General features: G+C 58.9%; 8 protein-coding genes. 4 read left to right on the top strand and 4 right to left on the bottom strand.

The features are described 5' to 3' along the window. Both AB5Y85_RS12250 and AB5Y85_RS12245 read right to left on the bottom strand, forming a co-directional pair. Window positions 1-199 (bottom strand): DUF2913 family protein (locus AB5Y85_RS12250; protein WP_368221500.1); only part of this gene is annotated, 199 nt, incomplete at its 3' end. 98 nt (window positions 200-297) lie between these two features. Then, window positions 298-1,593: a DEAD/DEAH box helicase gene (locus AB5Y85_RS12245; RefSeq protein WP_257687935.1), complete on the bottom strand. Its 1,296-nt coding sequence runs from the start codon at window positions 1,591-1,593 to the stop codon at window positions 298-300. A 287-nt stretch (window positions 1,594-1,880) separates the two neighbouring features. On the opposite strand from AB5Y85_RS12245, the gene AB5Y85_RS12240 reads away from it, so the two are divergent. After that, window positions 1,881-2,459: an O-methyltransferase gene (locus AB5Y85_RS12240; RefSeq protein WP_257687934.1), complete on the top strand. Its 579-nt coding sequence runs from the start codon at window positions 1,881-1,883 to the stop codon at window positions 2,457-2,459. Between the two features lie 11 nt (window positions 2,460-2,470). Continuing rightward, window positions 2,471-2,869 carry a nuclear transport factor 2 family protein gene (locus AB5Y85_RS12235; protein WP_064341968.1) on the top strand — a complete coding sequence of 133 codons (399 nt, stop codon included), beginning with the start codon at window positions 2,471-2,473 and terminating at the stop codon, window positions 2,867-2,869. A gap of 91 nt (window positions 2,870-2,960) precedes the next feature. On the opposite strand, the gene AB5Y85_RS12230 is transcribed toward AB5Y85_RS12235, so the two are convergent. Continuing rightward, on the bottom strand, window positions 2,961-4,376 hold the full coding sequence (locus AB5Y85_RS12230; RefSeq protein WP_064341967.1) for an FAD-dependent oxidoreductase: 1,416 nt from the start codon (window positions 4,374-4,376) through the stop codon (window positions 2,961-2,963). Window positions 4,377-4,388: 12 nt separating this feature from the next. Next, window positions 4,389-8,846 (bottom strand): glutamate synthase large subunit, encoded by a 4,458-nt coding sequence (gene gltB, locus AB5Y85_RS12225; RefSeq protein ID WP_368221499.1) that lies wholly within the window; start codon window positions 8,844-8,846, stop codon window positions 4,389-4,391. 611 nt (window positions 8,847-9,457) lie between these two features. Here gltB and AB5Y85_RS12220 point away from each other — a divergent pair. Then, window positions 9,458-10,387: a TIGR01212 family radical SAM protein gene (locus tag AB5Y85_RS12220; RefSeq protein WP_257687932.1), complete on the top strand. Its 930-nt coding sequence runs from the start codon at window positions 9,458-9,460 to the stop codon at window positions 10,385-10,387. A 377-nt stretch (window positions 10,388-10,764) separates the two neighbouring features. Further along, the coding region (locus tag AB5Y85_RS12215; RefSeq protein WP_368221498.1) for an ABC transporter transmembrane domain-containing protein at window positions 10,765-11,934 on the top strand (1,170 nt) is incomplete at its 3' end.

Below are 11,934 nucleotides of genomic sequence, written 5' to 3'. Positions count from 1 at the left end.
GCACCCAAGCTTTCAAATCTTCCATCACCAGACGGGAGAAGCGCTTCTCCTTGAGGGAGTCGGCCATCCAGGTGCAGAGAAAGTGGCTCTCTTGGGCCGGAGTGCGCTTGCCCGCCTTTTGCTCGGCGGTGCGGGCCAGTTCGGCCAGGCTCTGGGTGGCCATCTCGAACAGGGCCTGATTGTAGGTCGGAGAGGTCATAAGCAATCCTTCAGTTGACCACCAGGGGCCAACACCGATGACAGAGATGGCAAAGGCGCCAGTGGCGCCTTTGCGGTTCAATAGAGCAACAGCCCGCTTTATTTCGGCTGACGGGGCTTCTTGGCGGCGGCCAGACGCTTGAGGCGCTGACCCTGCAGCTTGGCTTCGGCCATCACCTGGGCCACGGCGTTATCTTCACGCTGCGGACGCTTGCCGAAGCGGCGACGCTCTTGCAGCTGTTTGATCAGCTCGTCACGGCTGCTCACCTCATAGCCCGGTACCATGATGCGGCGGATCTTCTGGCCGATCAGGGCCTCGATCTCCAGCAGGGGGCGCTCCTCTTCACGGCTGACGAAGGAGATGGCCATGCCGCGCTTGCCGGCACGACCGGTACGACCGATGCGGTGCACGTAATCTTCCGCCAGGAACGGCAGATCATAGTTGACCACGTATTCCAGGTCCGGGATGTCCAGACCACGGGCGGCCACTTCGGTGGCGACCAGTACCCGTACCTTGCCTTCCATGAATTCGCGCAGGGCGCGGCGACGGTTGCCCTGGGCCTTCTCGCCATGGACAACGGCGGACTTGATGCCGTCGAGGTTCAGCTCCTCGACCAGCACATCACAGCTCTCGCGGGTACTGGCGAACACCAGCACCTGCTGCCAGTTCTGCTTGCCAATCAGCTCTGAGAGCAGCTCGCGCTTGCGCTTCTGCTCGACCGGATAGACGGTGTGGCTGACGGTGTCGGCGGTGGAGTTCTGCTTGTTGACGCTGACGATCTGCGGTCTGTCCAGCATCAGGTTGGCCAGCTTCTTCACCGCGTCGGAGAAGGTGGCGGAGAAGAGCAGGTTTTGACGGGTCTTGTTGACCGCTTGCAGGATCTTCTGCACATCGGCACTGAAGCCCATGTCGAGGATGCGATCCGCTTCATCCATCACCAGACACTCGACGCCAGAGAGGCTGAGGTTGCAGGCGGTGAGGTGCTCCAGCAGACGGCCCGGGGTGGCCACAATGATGTGAGCGCCCGCTTTGAGCTTCTTGGCCTGCACGTCCTGCTTGCCACCGCCGACGATGGTGATGGTGGTGATATCGAGATACTTGGCGAAGTCATTGATGTTGCTCGCCACCTGAGCCGCCAGCTCGCGGGTCGGGGTCAGGATCAGCACACGGGCGTTGGAAGGCTGGACCGGAGCCGGATTGTCTACCAGACGCTGCAAGATGGGCAGGGCGAAGGCGGCGGTCTTGCCGGTACCGGTCTGGGCGCTGGCCAGCACATCGCGGCCACGGCGAATGGCCGGGATCGCCTGTTGCTGCACAGGGGTCATCTCCTGATAACCGCAATCTGAGACAGCACGCAAAATCTCGGGGGCAAAATCGAACGATTCAAATCTCATAATGGGTTCCTGTGTTCCAGCTGGGCTGTGTTTGGCTTGGTTAGCTCGGCATGAGCGAGACGGAGGTTGTAACCACCGACGGCTGCGCCTGACATCAAGTCAGAGAGTGAGCCGGAAAATGGCGGGCGCGAAGTGTAACAGATAGACGTCACAAATTCTGCCTCAAATGGTTGTCCTTTTCTCATCCTTTGTGGTGTGAATGGCGGTTGAAAGCAATCATTTGACTCCCAAATGCCAAGCTTGGAGGTGTGGGCTAACGGTTTTGGGCAAGGACGAGAGGGATATCAATGGAACTGGAACAGTTAAAACGCCAGCTGGAGCAGCTTGGCGAGCGCAATGACAGCATGCAGCAGGCACGCCAGCGCAAGCTGCTCAATATCACCCGCGACACGGGGGAGTTGCTGTCAGTGCTGGTGCAGACCCGTGGGGCGCAGGCGGTGCTGGAGATCGGCACCTCCAATGGTTATTCCACACTCTGGCTGGCAGAAGCGGTGCGTCGGTTGGAGGGGCACGTGACCACCATTGAGCTGGATGAGGATAAGCGCGTGCTGGCCCATGACAATTTTCAGAGGGCAGGGCTGGCCCCTTGGGTAACCTTGCTGGCAGGGGATGCGAGTGAGCTGTTACCGACCTTGCCGCAAGCCGGCTATCAGCTCATCTTCCTCGATTCGGATCGTCAGCACTACCGGGCATGGTGGCCGCAGCTCCGCCGCCTGCTGGCACCCCGTGGCCTGCTGGTGGTTGATAACGCCATCTCCCATCGCAGCGAGATGGAGGAGTGGATGAACGAGGTCGGGCAGGACCCGGCCTTTGCCACCTCGCTGGTGCCGGTCGGCAAGGGGGAGTGGCTGGTGGTGCGTGTGTAGGGAGAGTGAGTATGGAATTGAACACCATGGAGCCAAAAGCAGTGGTAGAGGCCTATTGGCAGGAGATGCAGAGCAATGACTTTGCGAAGGCGGCAAGCTGGCTGGGAGATGATTTTTTCTGTGACTGGCCCCAATCGGGAGAACGGATTGTGGGGCGAGAGAATTTTATTGAGATCAATCGTCGCTACCCCGCAGCTGGCCTGTGGCGCTTCGAGATTGTCCGTCTTCTGGCACAAGGGAGTGAGGTGGTCAGTGAGGTGCTGGTCAGCGATGGGGTCGTAAATGCTCGCGCCATCACATTTCACCATGTTGCGGAAGGTAAAATTCAACAGCAGACCGAGTATTGGCCCGATGAGTATGCCGCGCCAGAATGGCGCAGTTCTTGGGTTTGTCCGATGCCAAAGAGTTAGCCATCGCTATTCACTGGCGGCATGTCAAAGAAATCAGCCTCGCATTGGCGAGGCTGATTGTGAAAGTGCATCACGGTCTTGGCCGGTCGGATCAGACCGCCAGATAGTCCATGATCCCTTCGGCCGCCTTGCGCCCTTCGTAGATGGCGGTCACCACCAGATCGGAGCCACGTACCGCGTCGCCACCGGCGAACACCTTGGGGTTGCTGGTCTGGAAGGCATACTCCGCCTGCTCGCGGGCCTTGATGCGATCCCGGTTGTCGAGCTCGATGCCGAACTCCGCCATCCAGGGCTGGGGGTTGGGCTGGAAGCCAAACGCCATCACCACCGCATCGGCAGCCAGCACCTGCTCGGAGCCCTCGATGATCACCGGATTGCGGCGGCCATTGGCGTCGGGTTCACCCAGCTCGGTGCTCACCACCTTGATGCCGACGGTGCGACCATGGGCATCCAGCTCGACCGCTACCGGTTGCAGGTTGAACATGAATTCAACCCCCTCCTCGCGGGCGTTTTTCACCTCCCGCTTGGAACCCGGCATGTTCTCCTCGTCGCGGCGATAGGCACAGATCACCTTGGCGGCCCCCTGACGGATGGCGGTACGTACACAGTCCATGGCGGTATCGCCACCGCCCAGCACCACCACCTGCTTGCCGGCGAAGTCGATATAGTCGGCTTGCGCCTTCTCAAAGCCCAGCAACCGGTTGGCGTTGGCGATGAGGTAGGGCAGGGCATCATAGACGCCCGGCGCCTCTTCGTTGGCAAAGCCGCCCTTCATGTACTTGTAGGTGCCTACCCCGAGGAAGACCGCATCGAACTCGCCGAGCAGATCGGCGAAGGTGACATCACGGCCCACCTCGGTCTCGAGACGAAACTCCACGCCCATCCCCTGGAATATCTCGCGGCGACGCTGCATCACCTCTTTTTCCAGCTTGAAGGAGGGGATACCGAAAGTGAGCAGGCCACCGATCTCCGGATACTTGTCAAACACCACCGGGGTGACACCGTTGCGCGCCAGCACGTCGGCACAGGCGAGACCAGCCGGGCCTGCGCCAATAACGGCGACCCGCTTGCCGGTCTTGACCACGTTCGAGAGATCGGGCTTCCAGCCCATCTCGAACGCCTTGTCGGTGATGTACTTTTCGATATTGCCGATAGTCACCGCACCGAAGCGATCGTTGAGGGTGCAGGAGCCCTCGCAAAGGCGATCCTGCGGGCAGACCCGACCGCACACTTCCGGCAGGCTGTTGGTCTGGTGGGAGAGCTCCACCGCCTCCAGAATGCGCCCCTCTTTGGCCAGTTTCAGCCAGTTGGGGATGTAGTTGTGGACCGGACACTTCCACTCGCAGTAGGGGTTGCCGCACTCGAGGCAGCGATCCGCCTGCATCTGTACCTGCGGCTGATTGAAGGACTCGTAGATCTCCACAAACTGGATTTTGCGGATCTTGAGTGGCTTCTTGGGCGGGTCGACCCGCTGGACATCGATAAACTGAAATACGTTCTGGCTCATAGGGTTCCCTCCTTATTGCGCCTGGATTCTGAGTTCTGCACTGGAACGGCTGGTGTGACCCAGCAGCGATTTCACGTCGCTGGACTTGGGTTTGATCAGCCTGAACTTGGGCACATAGGAGTCGAAGTTGGCCAGGATCTCCTCGGCGCGCGAGCTGCCGGTCTCATTGAGGTGCGCCGTGATGATGCCGCGCAGGTGCTCCTGATGGATGGCGAGATCCGCCACGTCCAGCAGTTCCACCAGCTCGGGGTTGGTGCGCTTGGCGAAGTTGCCGCACTCGTCGAGCACGTAGGCAAAGCCGCCGGTCATGCCCGCCGCGAAGTTGACGCCGGTCTGACCCAGTACGGTGACGATACCGCCGGTCATGTATTCACAGCCGTTGTCGCCAATCCCCTCGACTACCGCCAGGGCGCCGGAATTGCGCACCGCGAAACGCTCGCCGGCAGTGCCTGCGGCGTAGAGTTTGCCGCCGGTGGCGCCGTAGAGGCAGGTGTTGCCGATGATGGCCGCTTCATGGGATTTGAACGCCACGCCGACATGGGGCTTGATCACCAGCTTGCCGCCGGTCATCCCCTTGCCCACATAGTCGTTGGCGTCACCGGTGAGGATCATCTCAAGGCCGCCTGCGTTCCAGACGCCGAAGCTCTGGCCTGCGGTGCCGTTGAAGTGCACTTTGACCGGATCCGCAGCCATCCCCTGATTGCCGTGACGTTTGACGATCTCGCCCGAGAGGCGCGCACCCACCGAGCGGTCGGTGTTGCGAATGTCGTAGCGGAACTCGCCGCCGCTTGAGGTTTCCACCGCTTCCAGCAGATCTTCCACCATTTTCAGGTTGAGCGGCCCCTTGTCGAAAGTGGGGTTGTGCTGCTGGCTGAACAGGCTGGAGCCTGCCGGAGCTACCGGACGGGCCAGAATACCGGAGAGATCCAGCTTGGCCTGACGAGCGGTGAGGCCGGGCAGGGCTTCCAGCAGATCGGTGCGGCCAATCAGGTCGGTCAGCTGGGTGACGCCGAGCTGAGCCATCAGCTCGCGGGTCTCTTCGGCGATGAACTTGAAGTAGTTCATCACCATCTCCGGCAGGCCGGTAAAGTGCTCGCGACGCAGCTTCTCATCCTGAGTGGCAACGCCGGTGGCGCAGTTGTTCAGGTGGCAAATACGCAGGTATTTGCAACCGAGCGCCACCATGGGGCCGGTGCCAAAGCCGAAGCTTTCGGCGCCGAGGATGGCCGCCTTGATGATGTCGAGGCCGGTCTTGAGACCGCCATCCACCTGCAGCCGCACCTTGTGGCGCAGACCGTTGGCGACCAGCGCCTGCTGGGTTTCAGCCAGACCCAACTCCCACGGGGAGCCGGCATATTTGACCGAGGTGAGGGGGCTCGCGCCAGTGCCGCCGTCATAACCGGAGATGGTGATGAAGTCGGCATAGGCCTTGGCCACGCCGCAGGCGATGGTGCCGACGCCAGGCTCGGAGACCAGTTTCACCGACACCAGACAGCTTGGGTTGATCTGCTTGATGTCGAAGATGAGCTGGGCCAGATCCTCGATGGAGTAGATGTCGTGGTGCGGCGGCGGTGAGATCAGGGTCACGCCGGGCACGGAATAACGCAGCTGGGCGATCTGGGCGGTGACCTTGTCACCGGGCAGCTGGCCCCCTTCGCCGGGCTTGGCCCCCTGAGCCACCTTGATCTGCACTACATCGGCGTTCATCAGGTAGTGGGGGGTGACGCCAAAGCGGCCGGAAGCGACCTGCTTGATGCGGGAGTTCTTCTCGGTACCGAAGCGCTTGGGATCTTCGCCACCTTCGCCGGAGTTGCTCTGACCACCGAGGCGGTTCATGGCGACTGCCAGTGCCTCGTGGGCCTCAGGACCGAGGGCACCGATGGACATGGCGGCGGAGTCGAAGCGGGGGAACAGCTTGTCGGCCTGCTCAACCTGATCCAGTGCGACCGGATTGTCGATTTTCTTCAGGGCAAGCAGATCGCGCAGGGTGGCAACCGGGCGCTCGTTCACGAGACGCGCGTACTCCTTGTAATCGGCATAGTTGCCGGAGCGCACCGCCGCTTGCAGGGTCTGCACCACATCCGGGTTGTAGGTGTGGTACTCGCCGCCGTGGACGAACTTGAGCAGGCCGCCGTGGGGGAGGGGCTTGCGCATCAACCAGGCCTGACGGGCCAGATTGTGCTGATCCTGCTGGATGTCGGCAAAATCGGCACCCTGAATACGGCTCGATACGCCGCGGAAGCAGGTATCGACCACCGACTTGGCCAGACCCACAGCTTCAAACAGCTGGGAGCAGCGGTAGCTGGCGACCGTGCTGATGCCCATCTTGGACATCACCTTGTAGAGCCCCTTGTTGATGCCGTTGCGGTAGTTGACCATGGCCTGGCGCAGGGACATGGTGAGCACGCCCTCTTCAACCTGTTTGGCCAGGGTTTCGTAGGCGAGATAGGGGTAGATGGCGGTCGCGCCAAAGCCCAGCAGCACCGAGAAGTGGTGCGGGTCACGGCAGCTTGCGGTCTCCACCAGAATGTTGGCGTCGCAGCGCAGGTTGTTGTCCACCAGGGTGCGCTGCACTGCACCCACCGCCATGGCGGCCGGGATCGGCAGAGTGTCGGCGCTGATATCGCGATCCGACAGCACCAGCAGCACGGTGCCACTCTTTGCGGCGGTTTTGGCCTCATCACAGATGCGCACGATGGCCGCTTCCAGCCCCTCTTCGGGCTTGAAGTTGAGGCTGATCACCTGATGACGGTAGTACTCACCTTCCAGTGCCAGCAGTTGGTGGAAGTCGGAGTAGAGCAGGATCGGCGACTGGAACAGCACCCGGTGGGCGTGGCCGAAGGTCTCGTTGAAGACGTTCTGCTCGCGACCGATACAGGTGGCCAGCGACATCACGTGGTTTTCCCGCAGCGGGTCGATGGGCGGGTTGGTCACCTGGGCAAACATCTGGCGGAAGTAGTCATAGAGGGTACGTGGGCCGGAGGAGAGCACAGCCATCGGGGTATCATCCCCCATGGAGCCCACCGCCTCCTGACCATTTTCACCGAGAACCCGGATGATCTGATCCAGCTCCTCGAAGGAGTAGCCAAACAGCTTCTGATAGGTTTTCAGCTGGTCGTCGGCAAATTCGCGGCGGCCAGTCTGGCTGTCGTCCATCTGCTCGAAGGGGACCAGTCGGCGGCAATGTTTATCCATCCACTGCTTGTAGGTGTGGCGGTTCTTGAGATCGTCATCGATCTCGAAGCTTGTCCACACCTTGCCGTTGCTGGTATCCACCACGAACAGCTCGCCCGGGCCGACTCGGCCCTTCTCCAGCACTTCGTCCGGGGTGTAGTCCCAGGTGCCGACCTCGGAGGCGAGGGTGATGAACTTATCCTTGGTGATGACGTAGCGGGCCGGACGCAGGCCGTTGCGATCTAGTGCGCAGGTGGCGTAGCGACCGTCGGTCATGACGATACCGGCCGGGCCATCCCACGGCTCCATGTGCATGGAGTTGAAGTCGTAGAATGCGCGCAGGTCGTCATCCATGTTCGGGTGTTTTTGCCATGCAGGCGGGATCAACAAGCGCATGGCGCGGAATAGGTCCATACCACCGGCGAGGAAGAGATCCAGCATGTTGTCGAGGCTGGAGGAGTCAGAGCCGGTGGTGTTGACGAAGGGAGCCGCTTCCTGCAAATCGGGGATCAGCGGTGTCGCAAATTTGTAGCTGCGCGCTTTGGCCCACTGGCGGTTGCCGGCGATGGTGTTGATCTCGCCGTTGTGGGCCAGATAGCGGAACGGCTGGGCCAGCGGCCAGCGCGGGCTGGTGTTGGTGGAGAAACGTTGGTGGAAGACGCAGATGGCCGCCTGCATACGGATGTCGGCGAGATCCAGATAGAAGCGCGGCAAGTCCACCGGCATGCACAGCCCTTTATAGACGGTGACCAGGTTGGAGAGACTGACCACATAGAAGTAGTCGTCGTTGACGCGCTTTTCGATGCGGCGACGCACGATATAGAGACGGCGCTCGAGATCCTTGTCGACCCAGCCGGGCGGGGCGTTGACAAAGACCTGTTCAATGCTGGGCAGGGAGGCCTTGGCGATGGTACCCAGTACGTTGGTATCGACAGGCACCTTACGCCAGCCGACCAGACTCAGGGTCTCTTTTTCCAGCTCTTCGTCGATGATGTCGCGGGTCTGCTGGGCCAATACGGGGTCAGGGTTGAGAAACAGCATGCCGACCGCATAGTTGCGGCCAAGGTGCCATCCTTTCTCCTCGGCGACAGCTCTGAAGAAGCTGTCCGGTTTTTGCAGCAGCAGACCGCAACCATCGCCGGTCTTGCCATCGGCGGATATCCCGCCGCGGTGCTGCATGCGAGCCAATGCTGACATCGCGAGACGGACAAGCTTGTGGCTGGCTTCCCCTTCCATGTGGGCCAACAGGCCGAAGCCACAGTTATCCCTCTCCAGCTTTGGATCATATAGTGACATTGCATTTCTCCCTTGCTCGGCCTTGTATCGCACAGTCATCACCTGACTGCATAAATTGCGATTGGCTCTTGTGGTTCCGTCTGCCTGACGTGGCGAATCTCCAAACTAATGGGATTTTCTGGCGAGGTCAATCGCAGGTCAGGTTTGTCTTCATGGTTACATTCGCATAACAAAATGTCGGGTTAGGGGGATTCGCTCGCAGTTATGGAGTGTTTATTCCGTGTGGTTTGATTTTGTTGGTTAAATATATCGCCATTGACGGGCTCAATGGTGCGCTCGGCGACGATGGGCGAATGTAGTAATTTTACCAACCCGATGTGGCCGACAGCGGAAGGGATCACATTTTCACTATCCCATGCTTGCAATTGTGTGCTGTCGGGTCTCTTTGAATTTTTCATTGTTCAACAGTGGGTTATCAGGTCTCATTTTCATATGGATGTTTACTGTTTGAATCATCAAAGAACTGTAAAAATCCTTTTTTTGCGCTTTTTCTCTATATTTATTCAAAATTGGTCGGGTATTTATATGTTTTACCCTCTCCGCTAGCTTGATCCAGCTCAGCCCCTGTTTTGCGCAAGCTCGTACAATGGCGCTCCTTTAGCGGAGGTGTCATGCAGTTACACGAACTCGTCAATACATTCGGTCAGGATCTCAAGCAGCGTCATGGTCAGAAGATCCACAAACTCTCCATCCACGGGGCCTTCACCTGCCCGAACCGTGACGGCACCCTGGGCCGTGGTGGCTGCACCTTCTGCAACGTATCCTCTTTTGCCGACGAGTCGGCTCAGCAACTCTCAGTGGTGCAACAACTGCTGGCTCGCCGGGACGAAGTCACCCGTGCCAAGCGCTATCTTGCCTACTTTCAGGCCTATACCAGTACCTATGCCGAGGTCGAATATCTGCAGCGGATGTATGAAGAGGCGCTGTCAGTGAGCGATATGGTGGGGCTCTGTGTGGGCACTCGCCCCGATTGCGTACCGGATGCGGTGCTGGATCTGTTGGCGGGCTATCAGGCCCGGGGCTACGAGGTGTGGCTGGAGCTCGGGCTGCAAAGTGCCAACGACAAGACCCTGCAACGGATCAACCGCGGCCACGGTTATGCCGCCTATGAGGATGCGGTAAGACGTGCCCATCAGCGCGGCATCAAGGTATGTGCTCATCTGATCGTCGGCCTGCCGGGCGAAGTGCCGATGGACAGCCTCGATACCCTGCATCGCATCGTTGAGATCGGTGTTGAGGGGATCAAGTTGCATCCGCTTCATGTGGTTGAGGGTAGTACTCTTGGCAAGGCATGGCAGGCGGGGCGCCTTGAGGTATTGACGCTGGAGCAGTATGTGGAGGCGGCCGTTGCCATGATCCAGCACACGCCGCCCGAGGTGGTGTATCACCGGATTTCGGCCTCCGCGCGCCGTCCAACCCTGTTGGCGCCAGCCTGGTGTGAAAATCGCTGGACGGCCATGGCGGACATTGCCAAAGCACTCTCATTGAACGGCCCGCAAGGTCACGCGTTGGGCAGACCCTTCATACTTCCTGACCTATAATTGAGCGCCAGATTATTATTTTCACGTAAAACATAGGGTTATATAAAAAACTTCATACCCTAAACTATAGTTTTGCTACGTGCCGGTTGATATAGTGGTGCGCCATAATAAATGCCATTATCAATTAACTCCGACATTCACCCTGATTGCAGTGTTAGCATGGTGTTGATGAGCCGATTATTTTTACCAATAACGAATCATGCCGCCATTGCTGCTGTGCCGGGAAATTGGCGATGAGTGTCGCGATCTATCTGGACAGGTTTATCCCCTGATCAGTCTCATCAGCGGGAAGGCCACTCGGTTTTAGCGTGGCTATAGCAGGGAAATATGAGCGATGAACGCTCTTATCTACCTCATTTATGCAGTGACAGGATGCTATGCAAGCAGAAACAAGTCGTATTGATGAGTTATTGGAGTGTCTGGTCTTCTTGACCCGTTTTTATGGTGTGCCCAACAGCCAGGATGCCCTGACGACCGGGTTGCCACTGGTCTCCGGACGCCTGACTACCGCACTCTTTTGCCGTGCTGCCGAGCGGGGCGGGTTATCCGCCCGTGAAGTGATCCAGCCACTGGCCGATATTTCTCCCTTGCTGCTGCCTTGCGTATTGCAGATGCGCAGTGGTGGCGCCTGCATTTTGCTGGAGTGGAACGAAGATCGCAGCCAGGGGAAAGTGATTTTCCCGCAGGCTGGTGATGCCGCGCAATGGCTGACCGCAGCCCAATTGGGTGATGAGTATCTGGGGCGCCTCTTCTATGTAAAGAAGCAGTTCAAGTTTGACGAGCGCTCTCCCAAGGTGCTGGAAACCCGTGATGGACACTGGTTCTGGAGCACCTTGTTCGAATCCCGCGGTATCTATCGCGATGTGCTGATCGCCTCCATTCTTATCAACCTGTTTGCCATTGCCAGCCCTCTTTTCACCATGAACGTCTATGACAAGATTGTGCCCAATCTGGCGTTTGATTCACTCTGGGTGCTGGCGGTCGGGGCCATGGTGGTCTTCACCTTTGATTTTGTGATGCGGCAGTTGCGCAGTTACTTTATCGATATCGCTGGCAAAAAGTCTGATGTGCTGCTATCCGCCAAGATTTTCGCCAAGGTGATGGGCATGCGGATGGAATCTCGTCCCGCTTCCACTGGCGCGTTCGCCAAACATCTGCAGGAATTTGAATCGGTGCGGGAGTTTTTCACCTCCGCAACGGTTTCTACTCTTATCGATCTCCCTTTTGCCGTCTTCTTCCTTTTTATTATCTGGATGTTTGCAGGCGTGATGGTGGTGGTCCCCATCGTCGCCATGCTGATCCTCATCGCCTACAGCTTTTATATTCAGGAGCCCCTCAAGCAGTCCATCGAAGAGGGTTCGCGCCTTGCGTCCCAGAAGAACGCCAACCTGATTGAAAGTATTTCCGGGCTGGAAACCGTCAAGATTTTCGGCGCCGAGAGCATGTTCCAGCATCGCTGGGAACAGGCCGTTTCCCATATTTCCACCTGGGGCGTACAGACCCGCCGCATTACCAACTCCATGTCCTCGCTGGCCAGTTATATCCAG

It is taken from the genome of Aeromonas sp. R3-1, from assembly GCF_040908345.1.
In the GTDB taxonomy this organism is placed as follows: domain Bacteria; phylum Pseudomonadota; class Gammaproteobacteria; order Enterobacterales; family Aeromonadaceae; genus Aeromonas; species Aeromonas veronii.
The sequence above is the reverse complement of the archived record's forward strand: the minus strand, read 5'-3'. Positions and strand labels throughout refer to the sequence as shown.